This window comes from Cohnella sp. GCM10027633 (assembly GCF_042675445.1).
Lineage (GTDB): Bacteria > Bacillota > Bacilli > Paenibacillales > Paenibacillaceae > Cohnella.
Genome location: NZ_JBHTGV010000002.1, coordinates 424,622 through 441,533, shown reverse-complemented (window position 1 = coordinate 441,533; position 16,912 = coordinate 424,622). Strand labels below are relative to the sequence as shown.

At 47.8% G+C, this 16,912-nt stretch carries 9 protein-coding genes; 1 reads left to right on the top strand and 8 read right to left on the bottom strand.

Annotated elements, in window-relative coordinates; translation table 11 throughout:
- Positions 1-15: 15 nt before the first annotated feature.
- The 4 genes from ACFQZG_RS06420 to ACFQZG_RS06405 form a co-directional block, all read right to left on the bottom strand.
- Positions 16-2,085: a glycosyl hydrolase 115 family protein gene (locus ACFQZG_RS06420; RefSeq protein WP_378150732.1), complete on the bottom strand. Its 2,070-nt coding sequence runs from the start codon at positions 2,083-2,085 to the stop codon at positions 16-18.
- 118 nt (positions 2,086-2,203) lie between these two features.
- Positions 2,204-3,742 (bottom strand): family 43 glycosylhydrolase, encoded by a 1,539-nt coding sequence (locus tag ACFQZG_RS06415; RefSeq protein ID WP_378150731.1) that lies wholly within the window; start codon positions 3,740-3,742, stop codon positions 2,204-2,206.
- 339 nt (positions 3,743-4,081) lie between these two features.
- Positions 4,082-6,751: a family 78 glycoside hydrolase catalytic domain gene (locus ACFQZG_RS06410; RefSeq protein WP_378150730.1), complete on the bottom strand. Its 2,670-nt coding sequence runs from the start codon at positions 6,749-6,751 to the stop codon at positions 4,082-4,084.
- 185 nt (positions 6,752-6,936) lie between these two features.
- Positions 6,937-9,093 (bottom strand): alpha-galactosidase, encoded by a 2,157-nt coding sequence (locus tag ACFQZG_RS06405; RefSeq protein ID WP_378150729.1) that lies wholly within the window; start codon positions 9,091-9,093, stop codon positions 6,937-6,939.
- 132 nt (positions 9,094-9,225) lie between these two features.
- Between ACFQZG_RS06405 and ACFQZG_RS06400 the strand changes: the two genes are divergently transcribed.
- Entirely contained in the window at positions 9,226-10,047 is an 822-nt protein-coding gene (locus ACFQZG_RS06400) for an AraC family transcriptional regulator (RefSeq protein WP_378150728.1), read from the top strand.
- Between the two features lie 69 nt (positions 10,048-10,116).
- On the opposite strand, the gene ACFQZG_RS06395 is transcribed toward ACFQZG_RS06400, so the two are convergent.
- The 4 genes from ACFQZG_RS06395 to ACFQZG_RS06380 form a co-directional block, all read right to left on the bottom strand.
- Complete coding sequence (locus tag ACFQZG_RS06395) at positions 10,117-13,239, bottom strand: glycosyl hydrolase (protein ID WP_378150727.1); 3,123 nt, start codon at positions 13,237-13,239, stop codon at positions 10,117-10,119.
- A gap of 29 nt (positions 13,240-13,268) precedes the next feature.
- Positions 13,269-14,153, bottom strand: coding sequence for a carbohydrate ABC transporter permease (locus tag ACFQZG_RS06390; RefSeq protein ID WP_378150726.1), 885 nt, complete (start codon positions 14,151-14,153; stop codon positions 13,269-13,271).
- A 19-nt stretch (positions 14,154-14,172) separates the two neighbouring features.
- Complete coding sequence (locus ACFQZG_RS06385; RefSeq protein WP_378150725.1) at positions 14,173-15,084, bottom strand: ABC transporter permease; 912 nt, start codon at positions 15,082-15,084, stop codon at positions 14,173-14,175.
- A 67-nt stretch (positions 15,085-15,151) separates the two neighbouring features.
- Entirely contained in the window at positions 15,152-16,876 is a 1,725-nt protein-coding gene (locus tag ACFQZG_RS06380; protein ID WP_378150724.1) for an extracellular solute-binding protein, read from the bottom strand.
- Between the last annotated feature and the right edge of the window lie 36 nt (positions 16,877-16,912).

Sequence of the window (16,912 nt, the reverse complement as noted above, 5' to 3'; positions counted from 1 at the left end):
GCGTCGCATTGTTTTTCAACCATAAAGTTCAAATTTCTTCTGCAGTCTTTGAGCCAGATCATCGTCTGACAAGGGATTGCGATGCGTATTTTCTAAATAAATATATTTCTCCGTCTCCGGCATCAGATAATTTTTATACCAGGCAAAGAAATCGGGACTGTCTCCGTGCATACGCAGCCATCTTCTTACAGTATCCATGTTGTTCACGGTGCTCTGTATATTCGTGAGCCAGTCCGCACGGTAGAAATTATGCCAATGTCCGTGTTCAGCTTCTTGCATAGCTGCTATTCCCTGTTGATAGCACCACATTGCTCGCGATGCATGTACGAATGCAGCGGGAAATTCCTTGTTCGAGTATGCGATATAAGAATCGCCTAATGCTGCAAAACCCTCGCAGCCGGATTGATGCAGCTTGACGTGTAGCAGCAGATGATCTTTCATTCTTTGCTGCTCCTCATTCGGAAGCTTGGTAATAAGTTGCTCGATGCGTTCTTCGAGTAACTGCCAGCCAGGTACTGCATCCGCACATCTGCGGCTAAACCAATCAACTTGTTCCGCAAAACCGACCGGGCCCGTTGCCCAGTTCAGTCTCTCAAGCGGTTGCCCGTCTCTCCCTTGAAGCCAATGACCAACGATTTCTCGGGCCGGATGATGATAAAATTCCTCACCGGCACGATCGTCTTCATTCGGGCCATATGAAATGGTCAGTTTAGCATAATCTTGAAGCAAGGCTACAATCTCGTCTTCGCAAACGGAATACATACGGCGCACGAATTGAAGGAGGTGCTCGTTCGAATCCGCATGACCCTTGCTCCACAGCTCTCGGATGAAGTCCAAGGTGTATACGTGAGGTCTAACATTTCCGCTGTTCACCAACAAATACGAGAATGCTCCCGAATGGAAAGCATCCCCCAGTTCCTGCTGGATAAATGAAGTTGGCAATGGAAAAAGGGTCATATGATTGGATGCCTGAAGATCGTGGAACGTTACATGATAATAAACGCCGTGCTTCCCTCCCCCTTCATTAGAAGGAAGCGAAGGAACTCTCAGATTATGGTTGTTATGACGACGGGAAACCATCTTCCCATAGCCATTATCAGCCCATATTCGCATAATATCTTCTGGAATGTCGATATGACCTGCCTTGTATAATTCTGCGATCTCACCGTATAAAGCTACACAGCAATTCGGATTTTCAACCTTCTCGCGAACCATGTCATACTGCCTGCGAACGACCCTGCTGATCATCTCTCCGCGCTTCTCCGGTGTATCGAAAGAAGGGTCTTGTATCCAAAAAGGCTGGTCTCCTTGCCCTCGGAAGGAAAGAACCCATACAATGTTCCGGTCCTTCTGCGCTTCAATTGCTTCCTCCCATAATGCTTCGAACAGCTCCGGATTATCTTGATAGCTGGCTTGCTTGCCGGGATAAGCACGCAGGAACATCTCGGCGCCAAGCGGCTCTGCATGATGATGAGTCACCCATAACCCCATCTCTGACGCAAGATCGGCATGTATGCCATGTTTAGGCAGATCGGTACCTGGGATCACCATATTGCCGCCGCATCTCAGTAAAGCTTCGAATACGGGATACCACACTTCTTTGGCTGGGGGATACTCCTCCTTCCATCCAATCAAGCACACTTCATCGTTGACGAACCAGCCTCGGAAGCGAACAAACGACTCTGGCGAATCGTAATTTTCTTCGGAAATGTGTATTTCGTGCCTAGGCATCGGGTACTTATCCATCCAGAACCAGAACGGATCCACTCCCAGATATCTACGACTATACTCCAACAAACCGAATACTAGCCCGAGATCATCGTGGGCCGTAATGTGGAGCGTCATGGCCCCTTCCGCCTCGATAAACCGAAAGGAAAACGACTCTGGATGCCCTGGGCAGAGATCCTCCGGGAGGGCATATCGAATTTCTACTTCAACTGGAGCGCCGTCATCCTCTTTAAGCTTTGGCACCTCTCCAAACACATTTTTAAGATCCCTTTCCACCATCCCCCAAGCGTGACGGACCGGAGAAGTTAACTTCTTAGGCAAGCGATAAGTCGTGTGTCGATCAATAATCAGTGTCAATTAAATTCCCCTTTCAAGTACCAAACAGATGTACGGCGAATATCATTCCTCGATATTCACGAATAATAACAGATCAAGCCCATTGACTCGATCTGTTATTATTAAACTTCATGCTTTATTAATTTTTAACCAAGGAGAAGTTATCCACTCTGACCCAGTTTCCAGCACCGGCGACTGAGAAGACACCTACCTGTATAGACCCGTTCGTTACTTGAATGTTTGAAATCGTCTTCTGCGTCCAGCTACCCATATTGCTATTGATGGCTACGGTTTTTTCGGTTCCGCCAAAGTTTTTAGCAAAGAGATGAGCCGTTGTCTGGCCTCCGCTGCTCCTCACCCATGCTTTGAGCGTATATGTTCCATTCGGAACGGATATGTTCTGGTACATGCTAGCGTTATAAGCCGATGCATAATATTGTGTCATTGCCCATCTTCCGGTCTGTCCTCCGGATACGTTCGCGTTTGCTTCTGCCGAAGGAAGGTTATCCCAATTCGTCCAACCCGCTAGAGAAGTCTGCGCTACCCTATCGGCTTCAAAACTTGGATTTAATACATAGTTATTTCCCGCCCCCACGCTCCAGGTACCGCTTGCCACGTCGATATTCCATTGACTTAACGAATTAAAGTAAGGCGTGCTCCCGCTGAAAGAAATCGGAACCCACTGGTTGTATCCAATTCCATTCCCCGCGAAATCACTCCACCTATCACCGCCGAACACGACAAATGATCCAGAACTACCCGTGACCGTAACGGCTAGTCCGGTTTGCGTTACGTGAGAGAAGTCGGAGTTCGTACCTGACATAACGGATTCTGAAGAATATGGCCCCATAATGTTAGTGGATTTAATGAAGTACGTGTGGGATGCATTCCAACCATGAAGATCCGACGAAACCATATAGTAATAACCATTGTGCTTAAACATGACATTACCTTCTCGGCCGCCGTTCGTACTCGTATACACCTCGGTAGCCGGCTCAATGTGCAGAGAATCCGATGCCCTGATAGGGGCAACATATAGATGGGTTCTGCCATTCGAATTGCTGAAAATCAGATAGGCTTTCCCATTATCGTCAACAAAGACGGACTGATCTCCTGTAGTCGCTGTTACTACATTGGGAATATTGCTCTCTAGGTGAGAGTAAGTAAATGGACCGGTTGGAGAAGTGCTCGTTAAAAATATGACTCCGGCTCCCGCAGGTCCGCCATATTGGCCGATGATGACGTACTTTCCCGTATTGGCATTATATACGGCACCAAGACGTCCTACCCATGATGCAGGCTCGAACGTAGTACCCGCAGCGCCTGCTACGACTGCATTGCCTCTGAAGGTCCATGTCGATAAATCTGTAGACGAGTAAATCGTAATGGCATTAAAACTAGTGTCCGAGTTTTTCGATGTTGGATTATTCGCATAGGTGACTGCGCCATTATATTTTACTCCATACCAATAATAGGTGTTTCCGACCTTTAGAATGCCGCCCCCTTGAGAGTAAATATTATTATTCGAAGTGTCCTTCCAGAAAACGTCGTTCTGAATGAGACTACTGGCGGCATATGCGGGTTTAGGAGATAGATAAGCACCTTGAATCGATGCCAAAAGCATTGCAGAAATCATGAGAAATAGCTTAATCTTGCGCAAATTAATCTTTTGAGTCATCAAAATCATCCTTTTATTTTAGATTTTTGATTCGAGTTTCCCGTAATACAAAAATCTGATTGTTACCTTTCGACTGCACTAGCCGCCTCCTTCCAATTTCAAACATTTCATCAATCGATTCATGTCTAAATCTCATGTTGTTCCTGCATCGTCAGAGCCCTTGCATTAAATTTGTGTAAATAATGTCCTGGCTCAATATAAATTCTAAGCACCGCTGATAACGCTTACAATGTGAATTAACCGACTATCCTTTCAATCTTTCGACCAATTGAAAGGCAATCTCAACGATAAACAAAAAACAGAGCACCACCGGATGGGTTGCTCCGTTTTCCGTTGCACTTAGACACCTTTACACTTAAATACTCTTACTAAAAAGTCATAGCTACCCGACACAACCTCAACAATGGCGTAAGGTTGCTCCTGTTCCCATACTAACTCGTAGCCGATCGGTATCCCGTTCTCATGTAATTGGTCTTCCCCTGAGAATAACGGGATTCGAGCCTTCGCAATTGTGTTCGGCGGCAAACTCGCTTTAAGCCGGATCTCATCATCGTCATGATAAAAATCAACTTCAACTAGCCCTCTTGCCGTAAGGTGCTTGCCGCGAATACTATTAACCCTATCCGAATACAACGGAGCTATTCGAATTATTTTGTAAGCCTCTTCGACGGATGAAATACCGAGAAGGTGCGCATACATCCATTCCAAGATGTGACCCATCATATCATGATTACGAGAACGCGCATCATCTGTCCAAAACTCGGGCAACGCCGTCTCGCCCTTCTCCACGAATCGGATATAGCTCGGATGCTCGGGCTGCATCATCATGTCGAATACGATATCGTTTCTCTCCATATTCGATAAAGCGCCGAACAAAAAACGCAATCCGATTTCTCCGGACCTTAATTGACGCCCCTTAACCGCGCGAAGGAGCGCGCACTCGATATCTTGCTTCAGTTCCTTCGGCACGAGACCGAAATAAAGCGGAACCGCCTGGATGACCTGATTATCCGGATCGTATTCGCCACCTAACTTACTGTAGGCATGAGTAGCTTGGATTTCAGCTGCAATCGGCTTAAGTAAAAGTTCGTTATACATTCTCCTAACCCGTTCCGCTTCTTCCGCATAATGAACGGCATCCTGCTTAAATCCCAACATATCAGCGAAATTAGATAGCGCTAAATAATCTCGATAATAAAATGCCGTTTCGACATTTTCGATATAATCGCCGCCGGTTTGCGGATGAATGCCCCAATCGCCAAGGCCGTGCCCGATCAGACCGCCCGCTACTTCTTTCGTCTTCAAATAGGACATATAAGACTTCATTGCTGGATACGCTTCTTCGATGCCTTGGCGATTGCCGTAGATCCGCCATAATAGCTCCGGAACGAGCACGATGGAGCTCCCCCAAGCGATCGAATCGCGAAATCCATCTTCGAATTTCGAATATTCAGGCGCGATATCTGGAATAAGCCCCTCATCCGTCTGGGCCTCGATCATATCCCTTGTTATCTTTAACCATAATTCTTCTACATGCTTGACGTACATGATGGAAGGCCCCATCAAATTCGCGGTCTCCAACCACCCTAGTTTCTCGATCGTCGGGCAATCCGAATGGACGCTTTGCAGGTTGCTTTCGATCGCTTTGACAATAATATTCTCTAGGCGCGTAATTCGAGAATCATTCGTTGCTAACTCCCCTGTATCTAGTGAAGCCGAGGTCACGAAATGGCCCTTCACATCGTGGATAACCGGCTTGTTCGCATCGGACCCGTCACGGGTGCAGCCTTCAATCTGAACCCATCGTGCACCGTAACAAGAAAAATCAGGCTTCCAGCTCTCTATTGCTCCAGTCCCCGCAAGCGTATATTCCGAATAAGTTACGATATCCCAAGGCGTTGCTACCGTACCGTCAACGTTCCTGAGCTCGCCCGGCTTAATCGTAACTTTACTACCTGCAGGACCGCTCGCGAAGATTTCGAACATGCCGGACATATTCTGACCGAGGTCAAAGACGAAAGTTGATTCTTTTACTTCTTCGATTTGGATCGTATCATATATTGTCCGAACAACTACTGGAGGTTGACTTTGGGAAACAAGTTTTCCTTTCGGAGGGACTAGCCCTTTGGCAGATTCCCAATCAGCATCGATAAAGCCTATTTCGTTCCAGCCTTTAGGATACAAGCGAGCATCGTAGTTCTCCGAACCATACACGTTAGCCAGCGTCGTTGCGCTATCCCGAATTTTCCATTCGTCGGCCTTCGTACAAATAGTAATCGAAGACCCGTCTTCAAATTCGATGTGCAACTCTCCGATCGCAAGCAGCTCATCGCCATACGGAATGTAACCTTTATCCATCGTGTAAAAGTGTCTGCCGCCGGAATCACCCGAATAAAATCCGTTGCCGACGGATATTCCTATCACGTTCTCGCCTTCTGTGATCTGATTCGTCACATCAAAGCAAACATATTGAACGGACCGATCGTAATTCGTCCATCCCGGATCCATCTCATTTAAGCCGACTTTATTTCCATTCATGAATAGTTTGAAATGGCCTAATCCGGAAATGAGGAAGAACGCCTGTTTGATCGACTTGGTCGCTTCAAAGGTACGACGAGCGTAGAACGGTTTGTTGCGACCGCTCCCGATCCATTTTCCTATCCATTCCGACTCTTGGGCGTACCCCGTATAAAGTAGCTTTGGTTCGCTCCATTCCATATTGTCGTCCCGACTCCAAACGGCAACCTTCCAATAATAAGCAGTTGTTTCTTGTAACGGTGTTCCGTTATATCCGATAGCAAGTTGATCGGAAGATTGAACTTTTCCGCTATCCCAAGTCAATTCCTCTAACTTCAACAAAGTTTCTTCGCTAGTGGCAACGACAACTCGGTAGTGAACTTGCTCTTGTCCTTGATGCTCGCTTTCTAATTGCCAGGAGAAAGACGGCGTCAATGTATCGATCCCCATAGGGGAGTAGTAATTGCTTAATCGTAATCGAACCGGCTTCATGGTGAGAGTTCTCATCCCTTCTTCATCTAGACCTTATGTTTTATCGTATCGAAGGAGCCGACCATCCTGCTAGACTAATCTTCCGTAATCGCTTGTACTTTAACGACGCAAATGAGAAAGAAGGACGTAGTCACCCGCGTCCTCCTTCTTCTTCTGATTTAACTAAAGATAAACATGACTCGGGATTATTCACTCGCCGTTGCCAGTAGACGGAACATTCGGCTTGCATAATCCCCATGAAGTGCCGGAAATGCAAGACCTACATGCATGAGACGGTCGCCGCCGAATGTGCCGATGCCTTCGACCGCGTAGTTCCGTTCGGGATGAAGCCCCTTGAGACGCAGCACCTTAGGCGGCGCAAACGGTTCGGCCAGTACTTTGAAGAAGAAAACCAACGCTTGCTCCTTATCCTCCGACACGAACATCCAAGCCGTTTCCGAGCCATCGAAGGGACTGAGTAAGCGATACAACTCACCTTGCTGCACCAGCGAACGAATATCCTTGTAATCAGCCACCTGTTTCTTTACGGCTTCCTTTTCTTCATCAGTAAACTTTGTCAAATCCAGCTCGTAACCGAAGTTTCCGGACATCGCGACGTCGCCGCGCATCGTAAGCGGCGTATAGCGACCAACTTGATGATTCGGCACGGCGGAGACGTGCGCCCCGATTGAACTTACGGGATACACGAGACTGGTACCGTACTGAATCTTGAGACGTTCTACGGCATCCGTGTTGTCGCTCGTCCATGTTTGAGGCATATAGTACAGCATCCCGGGATCGAAGCGACCGCCGCCGCTCGAACAACTCTCGAACAAAATGTGAGGGAAGGTTGACGTAAGCCGCTCCATCAACTCGTAGACACCCAACAAATATCGGTGCGCGATTTCACCTTGACGTTCCGCCGGAGCAGCAGCGGATCCGACTTCCGTTAAACTCCGGTTCATGTCCCATTTCACGTAAGAGACAGACACCCTGGAGAAAATATTTGACAACATAAGGAACAAGTAATCGCGAACATCTTCACGTGAAAGATCAAGAACCAGCTGGGTTCTTGCCAACGTTCGACGTCTCCCTTCGACGTGCAGGCACCAATCCGGGTGTGCGCGATACAAATCGCTGTCCGGTGACACCATCTCCGGTTCTACCCACAGGCCAAACGTCAATCCTTGCTCATTAATCCGCTCAGCTAAATTCTCTAATCCGTTGGGCAGCTTGCGGCTATCTTCCACCCAGTCTCCGAGCGACGTCGTATCATCGTCCCGTTTGCCGAACCACCCGTCGTCTAGAACGAATAACTCAATGCCAAGCTCCGCTCCGACCTTCGCAATGGACTCAATTTCTTCAGCGGTGAAGTTGAAGTACGTCGCTTCCCAATTATTTACAAGAATCGGGCGATCGCGGTCCCGGTAATGACCGCGGCAAAGACGCGTGCGGTACAATTTGTGATACGTGCGTGACATACCGCCGAATCCTTCCAGAGAATGGACGAGCACCGCCTCCGGGGTTTGGAACGTTGCTCCGGGTTCTAGCTGCCACGCGAAATCGAATGGGTTCAACCCGATCTGAACCCGAACTTTACGCATGGGGTCAACCTCCGCTCCGCCGAAGAAGTTACCGCTGTACACGAAGCTGAAGCCGTATACCTCTCCCTGATCCTCGTCCGCAAGAGGAGCCGCGAGGGCAAAGAAGGGGTTTAACTGATGTCCGCTCATTCCGCGGCGGCTTTCGATGTTCGTGCCTCCCGGACCGATCGGCCGGCGCTGAATGTTGGCTTCCCTCGCCCAAGCGCCGGACAAGTAGACGACATCGTACTGCGGCACATCCATGTCGAGACTTGCGCTTAGTGCCCGAAGCAACCGTAGCGTCCCCGCTCCTTCATTGATCAACTTCGTCGAACGTACAATGGCGTTAAAATCCGAAAACACGGTATAGCTTAGTACGACCGTCAATCCCGTATACGCGTCCCTCAGAGAGATCTCTAGCGTTTGCGCCTCATCTTCGGATTCCACATAGATAGCGGGCAGGCCGTCTAACTTAGACTTGCCTGAGAACAATCGGTAGCCCGAATAGACGAGTTCCGTAATGCGGCTGCCATCCCCCAACTGGATCTGATAGGCCGGCTGTCGAAAATCGCCGCTTCCGTACTGTGGATATTCTTGCGGAATTTGATCCAGATTGTTATGGGTCGGTACGCTAGGCAAACCCGTTAAATTGCCGTCGTTCCGAAGCTTTGCCCCCCAATAGAGATGGACGAGATGTCCGTTAACGACTTGCATGACATAGCTTGAATTTTTGCTTTGCAAGTGGAACAGTTTCGCCAGTTCATCAACAAATATGTTCATATAAGCAAAATCTCCTTTTGGCAGTCTATTGTTTATGAAATCATAAACGAATGTTAGCCGTTTCGTACATGGCATGGCACTTCATAGTCATGTTATTATGCTAGATAGTTAATATTAATAAGGAGAAATACCATGATTGAATATTTGCCGCGCAGCAAACAACACTCCGATTTGTATCTAACGCAATATGGAGTGGAAGAATGCAGTTCCGGACATTATTTTGGTCCGGCCCTCAGAGATCATTTTTTGCTGCATTATATTATGGACGGGGAAGGCATCTTCGAGGTTAACGACAATAAGTACAGACTGAATAAGGGACAGGGGTTTCTCATATGTCCGAACGTCATCACTTATTATCAAGCCGATAAAATAAACCCTTGGTCGTATTGCTGGTTCGGGTTTAACGGGACACAGGCATCATTGTTCCTCAAACAAGCGGGTCTTACCATGGAATCGCCGATCTTCTGCTATGACAAAAATGATTGGATTACGCAATACTTGCAATCCATGATTCAGTCCACGGCATGGCATAAAGCTAGGGAAATGAAGCTAACCGGATTACTTTACTTAATGCTATCGCTTCTTGTTGAGCACGGTCCTGAGCAGCTTTCGACTCGGAAACAATACGGATCGGAAGTCTACGTGGACAAAGTGATTGATTTTGTCGAAATGAATTATGCCATGAAGATTACCGTTGAGGATATTGCGAATTTTATCGGGCTCAATCGAAGCTACCTGTGCTCGCTATTTAAACAACGAATGAATGAAAGCATTCAGGAGTATCTGATTCGATACCGGATTAATAAAGCATGCGAAATGATGGGAAATGTACAGCTTACTATCGGTGATATCTCTCGGTCCGTGGGCTATAACGACCCCTTACTATTCTCTAAAATTTTCAAAAAACAGAAAGGCGTCTCTCCGAATAATTACCGCGCTCATGCTCAAATATAACAAACGGTCTCAGTCCCATGGAATTCAGGACCAAGACCGCTTAACGACCTTTAATTGTACGGGACGATCTCATCGTCCGTCTTCCCTCAGCTTGAGATGTACTTGACCCATTAAGCCGTAAGGGACAACGACGTAATCAGGCGTATATTCGATGCCCTCGCGGCGATAGTCCCACCACTCTTTCCAATTGTATGAAGTTGCCGCTTGGTGAAGAGGGCCTAGCAAATTGCGCGGACTGCCAACGACTTCGATGTCGATGCTGTTCTCGCCAATAACGAGCCATTCGCCGATATCCAGTTGCTTCGTGGCTGCCCAAGGCACATAACCGGCGTGCCGGCCGTTCACCTTTACTTCTATCGTCACCGCACGATAATCTCCTAACTCAAGGATCATCGTTGATCCGGCACCTGGCAACTCTAGGCACTCGTAAGCCAAATGATAGACAATGCTCCCGCAATAATGCATATAACCTTGCAAGCACCAGTCACCGAAACGCAAAGTTTCCGGCTCTTTCACGAGAACCCTATCGGGTGAAACCCCGAAGTCCCCGATTAAGTAACAATCCTCTAGTTCCATGGCATGATCATAAGCGCAGGAGACTTCAAGTCGATTACGTCCTGCTTTAAGCTGCGGCAGGGACACAGTACCGAAGCTTCTGTCCAAGTACCATCCCTTTACACCACCGACGACATCTTCACCGTTAAAGATCATTGTGAAAGATTCCGCTTGCTCGATCGCCACGGATACTTCGGAGCATGGTACTTCGGAAACTTCGAATTCGAAGGCTAAAGATATTGGAGTTCCATCATTTTGATGCGAATCGTGAATCCATAGATGACGTTGAAGCCCTCCATTGGCGAATACATGACGCATTCCAAGAGCGGATCTAATTTCCCGTTGCGCCTGCCAGACATCCATTTCTGCTGACCATTTGCCTTCTCCAATGCGATACTGACATTTGTCTAACGTTATTGCATTGGGTTCCGTACGGGTGAAGCGGCTTACCGGCCCCAATGCCGTAACAATCCGATCATTACTCTTCTTCGGCTTTAGTGTCCGCTTGGTCGTTCGCGCCGATTTACGCTCGTCATTGTCAGGCCGAACCAGTACATAAAGCTTGGAATCCGCGGGACCGAATGCTTGACGAATGATCATTTTCCCGTCCTTTTCGACGGACTCCGCTTCCGTTACTTCTCCGGTTAACGGATCCCAGACTTCGACGCGTCCTATGCCGTTTAGCGCGATCTCGATGTTCGCTCCCTGCTGCCGATCCTTGTTCACCACGAATAAGATTCTACTTTGACCTACTTCGCGCAGCATGTACAGAAAATCTTCGGCTTCGAGACGGTTGTCATTCTTCAAACTAACTTCTCTAGTTAGAATTTTCTCTAGGACAGATGGAACTTCTCCGGCATCTTCGACATGAATGAATCCTCGATGCCTCGATAATCCTTCCATTGCACCCGACATATCACCGTCTACCCTGTCGGGTAGTGTACCCGAAGCGATGACTTTGCCTCCGTCATCCAAGAACTTGCGAATAAGCTCCACGGTACTACCGAACACATTCATCATCGGAGGCATGATAACGACTTTGTAGGCAGCTAGATTAACGTTCAGTCTCTCATTCTCGACTCGGCCGCTTTCTTGTAAAATCAGTTCATCGCCCAAGTCGAAATCATAATGGGCCGCAAGCATCAGATCGATAAATCGATTAAATTGGCTTTCGAATTCCCGCAACTCGTCAATCCGGCCTGCATGCCCCTCATACTCACCCATACCGTTGGCGCCAAGCATTGACCAAACGGATGATACCGGATGCAGCACGAGAACGTCCCTAACGACTTCTCCTTGCGTGAGGACGCTGCTCAAGCGCGCGAAGTAATCTTCCATCACGTGATTATGCGACCACCAATTGGTGTTGTAGTTAAAAGAAGGAGGATAATCGCGTTTGCGACAACCTTTAAGCGAGTATAAAGCGAGATGGTGGGTTAACAGGTTGACGCCGAGAACGAATTGCCAATCACCGAGCCATTTGCGTCCTTCGAAAGTGAAATCCCATCCGGTCACGCCGTAAGTTTCGGTAATGACGCGTTTCATTCCATATTGCCGCGCCACGCTCGCCACCTGCTTGATCGTCAAGCTTTCATCCGTTTGCTCGCAGAGCGTGTCTATTCCCGGAACATCCATATAACGATAATGGGGCATAACCGCGCCGGTCGTCTGGACAGTGCCTAATAGACTACCTTCGGAATGATAATGTCCGCTGAACAATAATCCGTTGCTTCGGCACCAATCGCCGATTTGCTTCGTATAAGCTTCGCTGAACCGTTCAGTAATCGTTTTCCAATAATCAAATCTGGTCTTAGATGCCTTTTCCCCTTGGAAGAACAAGTAGGGAAGGACATCCCAAATTTCATATCCTACGCTGTCCTTGAAATACGCGGGCAAACTATCCGTCCAAGATATCCATGCTCGGTTTACTTGTAGACTTTCAGAACCCCCGCGAATGGTTGGTTCATCCGTGAAAATGCCGGGAACCGTCTCGCCGAATTCATCCCCCACGGCATCTTTGTACTTCTCGTACGTCGATTGAATGAAAAGCTCGGTCGATCGCGGATTCAGTAAATCCGTATACGTATCGCCGTGGCACCATTCGTTCGCGACCCCGAATTCGCGTCGGAAAACAAGATATAGATTTTGATTGGGATTCGGTGCAATCTCCTCTTGATTGGCCGTAAAATCAATTCTATGAAACCACGCGATCTCGTCGCCCCTAATAGAGGCTTCATATAGGGCGACCACTTTAGGGTCATTTCCCTGCGGGATTTCTTTGACGACTTCAAGGGTGAGAACTTTAGCGCGAACGTCATCGCCGCCCATTCGAGCCACTTCTCCGCCGCCCATGCCGGAGGAATACCGATCTTCATCATAGAGCCAAGCGTATACGCCTTCCTTCTTGGCCGTATCCACTGTCGACTTGATTCGTTCCATGAAATCTTCTCCGAGATAGGGAGTCTCAAGTCCTTCCCGAACGTGCATCATAAATCCGCCCATGCCTTGATCCTTGAATCCCTTTACTTGCCGGTCGAGCTCATCTTGTTTCAAGTCGTCGTTCCATGACCAGAACGGTACGCCGCGATAATCCGCCGGCGGATTATCGAATATTTCCTTCAGTCGCTGCAATTTCACTTCTTCAACGCCTCTTTCATCGATTGTCTTTACCCTTTGACGCTTCCGAGTACGAGCCCTTGCACGAAGTACTTCTGCAGGAACGGATATATGCACAATACGGGCAACATGGAAACGAATAACTGAGCAGCGAGTACGGTGCGACTCGAAATGTTCTGGATCATGCTAAAATCGCTTGCGTTTGCGTTCGTCAAATCGTGAGATACAATAACCGTCCTCAGATAAGTTTGTAAAGGATAATGCGTCGGAGAATTCATATAAATCAGTCCGTCGAACCAAGCATTCCAATGAAAAATAATCGTAAATAACGCAATGGTGGCGAGTGAGGGCTTAGAGATGGGCAAATAAATGCTCCATAGCGTTCGCCAAGCACCCGCTCCGTCGATCTGAGCCGACTCTTCGAGTTCGATAGGTTGCGTCCTGAAGAAGTTCAGCATAAGCACGATATTAAATACGTTAACGGCGGATGGAATGACGAGCGCCCAAATCGAATCCATCAAACCCGTTTCTTTCACGACCATGAAGGTAGGGATCAATCCGCCGTTAAAAATCATTGTAATGACGAAAAACCACGAATAAACCGTTCTCGATTTGAATTTAAGATTGGATTTGGAGAGCGGGTAAGCCGCCAATATCGTTAAAGCCAGTCCTATGCTTACGCCGAGGGCAAGCCGTTCGAAGGAAATGACCACGCTGTTCAAGAACATATTGTTGCTTACGATATATTTGTAGGAATCCAAATTAAAACCTATCGGCCAAACGGATACCCAACCGGCGGTAACGGCAGAATTGCTACTTAATGACATCGCGGCCATATGCAGAATAGGAAAAAGGCAAGTTAGCGCGAACAGGGTCAAAATTACGTAATTACCGTACAGAAATAACATTCTGGATGGCGTACGTCTTTCTATCATGCTCCATACCTCCGATCGATTAGAATATGCGGTAATTAGCGAAGCGATAAGCCATATAATACGAACCCGATATGAATATTAACGACACGACCGATTTAAACAGCCCGATTGCCGTGGCTACGCCGTACTGCATCTGCTCGATCCCGACTCGATAGACGTAGGTATCTAGAATATCCGCACTATCGTATACTTGCGGACTATATAGGTTAAATACTTGATCAAATCCGGCGTTCAGAATATTGCCAAGCCCCAATACGCTCAAGAGGACGATAATCGGCCGCATTCCCGGCAACGTAATATGCCAAGCTTGCTTCATGTGACCTGCTCCATCGATCGAAGCAGCTTCATACAGGGACTTGTCGATGCTCAATATGGCAGCCAAATACACGATCGTATCGAATCCGAGCTCTTTCCAAATATGGGAAGCGACCAGCACGATCCGGAACCAAACCCCATCTCCTAGAAAATAAATGGAATCTATGCCGAACACATGCAACGCATTATTAACGATGCCGTTAGTTGGGGACAGGATATCAACCAGGATTCCCGATAAAATAACCCAAGATAAAAAATAAGGCATATAAACGATCGTTTGCAGGCTACGCTTAAACAATGCGTTTTTCACTTCGCTGAGCAAAATAGCAAGCGTAAGCGGAAAAACAATTCCTACGATCATTTTCATCAAAGAAATCAGCAACGTGTTCTTCAGTACTTGCATCGTATCGGGCATATTGAATACGTATTCGAAATTGCCAAGACCGATCCAATCGGATTCAAACCAGCCCTTCGAAGGAACGAAGTCCTGAAATGCGATGACAATACCGGCGATTGGACCGTAGCTATATATAAGCACAAGAATGACGGCAGGCAACAACATGAGGTGATAGGCGCCCGCGATTCGCCTGCTCTTGCTTATTCCTTTCGTTTCCATCGGCATGCTCACTCCATCTCTCTATAAGTAAGGGAAGGGGTCGGATACCCCCTTCCCTTACAAACCGTTATTTTTTAGCTGCGTCCCACTCGTTCACTTCTTTGGTAACATCAGAAAGTCCGAGTTTGTTCAATTGATCGACGAATTTATCGAAGTTATCGATTGAATCCGAGCCCATAATGACCTTCGTGTAATATTCCAACACCGCTTGCTGGATCGTCTTCAACCGATTTTTCATGGCTTCAGTGGATGCACCGTAGAATTCATCCATTTTGAAGAGATTGCCCGTGACATAATCGTTCATTGCCACGAAGGATCCCGTCTCCCCGAATACCTTCTCGAATTGCGCGTTTGCGTTATCTCCGTTTTTGAACTTGACGATATTGTCGTAATAACCTTTTTCTTCAGCATTAAGCGCGGAGGTATCGCCGGACTTAAAGGCTTCAACGATTTTCAAATGAGCTTGCAGGTTCTTTTGCGGTTTCCAAGCTTTAGCCACGGTCCAATGATGGCCAGGCGCCGGAGCTGGCCCCAAGTACTTATCGTATTCTTCTTGCGTCGCGTTACCGTAATTCAACTCCGTCCAGAAGTTGATCAGTTTGACCAAGACTTCCGGATGCTCGTATTTCTTGCTCACGACGTAGTAGTTCTCGACGTTCAGCTTGATTTGCGGGTTAGCGGGTTGACCGTCTTTGGAGACGATCGCATATGCGCGCCAATCGGAATCCGCAAAATTATCCTTCGTTTGCTGGAATGGATGCATACCGTTCCACATGGCTCCGAAGTTGATGCCTACTTTACCGGAAGCGGCTAGTTCGGCGGCCTTGGCCCCGTCTTTAGCGCCGAAATCTTTTTCGATCAAACCTTCATTGTAAAGCTTGTTCATGAATGCCAGTGCATCTTTCACTTCGGGAAGAGCGCTTCCGTAAACCAACTTGCCGTCGGCGCCCCGGATCCATGCTGTCGGATAGGCGTCGAATGCGTTAAAGATGCCAAGCGACTCCGCCATTCCCGGCGCCAAGAAGTCTTTGTTTAACATGAGGCCGACCGTATTTTTCTTGCCGTCGCCATCCGGATCTTTGTCCGCGAAAGCCTTCATCACGTTATATAGCTCGTCTGTCGTCTTCGGTACTGCCAACCCGAGTTTAGTCAACCAATCTTGTCTTACCCATAAGAAGGAAGCGCCATCGATTGCGGAATTCGTACCAGGGATCGCCAGCAATTTGCCGCCGAAAGTCGCGGAATCCAATGCCGTATTTCCTTCCTCGGTAATGATCTGCTTTGTAAGAGGCGTCGCATACTTGTCAAAGATTTCTTTCATATCCCAGATCAAATCTGTCTTGGACAATGTAGCCAACTGTTCTTGGGTAACTCCGAGAATATCCGGAATATCCCCTGAAGCGATCGATACGCTGATCTTTTGTTTAGTGGCGTCTACGCCCTTTGCGTACCAAGCCGGTTTGATGTTGATGCCGAACTTATCCCGATATGCCTGGATCCATACGCTATTCTCCCACTTCTCCTCGGTAAAGTCTTTCGCCATGGGGTCGCTAATGGATACTCCGACGCTCGCTTCGACAGCCGGTTCGAATTTCGTATTCGGATCGATAGGCGCGGTCGATGCTTCGCTAGTTGCTTCTGAAGAAGCTGGCGCGCTTGCCGTCGGACTATTCGAGGCATTTCCCGAGTTGCTCGCAGCATTGTTGTTGTTTCCTCCGCAAGCGGATAACACGGTCAGCAACAGAATGGCCGATGTGCTTACCCCTAACGTTTTCTTTAAATTGATTTTCAAGTTTTTCCCCCCAGAAAGTGTTTTGGCTACGACTTC

What these genes read in the sequence shown, in the direction of transcription:
- ACFQZG_RS06415 (WP_378150731.1), bottom strand. Translation starts at nt 3,742, where the DNA reads ATGACTCAAAAGATTAATTTGCGCAAGATTAAGCTATTTCTCATGATT.
- ACFQZG_RS06410 (WP_378150730.1), bottom strand. Translation starts at nt 6,751, where the DNA reads ATGAAGCCGGTTCGATTACGATTAAGCAATTACTACTCCCCTATGGGG.
- ACFQZG_RS06405 (WP_378150729.1), bottom strand. Translation starts at nt 9,093, where the DNA reads ATGAACATATTTGTTGATGAACTGGCGAAACTGTTCCACTTGCAAAGC.
- ACFQZG_RS06400 (WP_378150728.1), top strand. Translation starts at nt 9,226, where the DNA reads ATGATTGAATATTTGCCGCGCAGCAAACAACACTCCGATTTGTATCTA.
- ACFQZG_RS06390 (WP_378150726.1), bottom strand. Translation starts at nt 14,153, where the DNA reads ATGATAGAAAGACGTACGCCATCCAGAATGTTATTTCTGTACGGTAAT.
- ACFQZG_RS06385 (WP_378150725.1), bottom strand. Translation starts at nt 15,084, where the DNA reads ATGGAAACGAAAGGAATAAGCAAGAGCAGGCGAATCGCGGGCGCCTAT.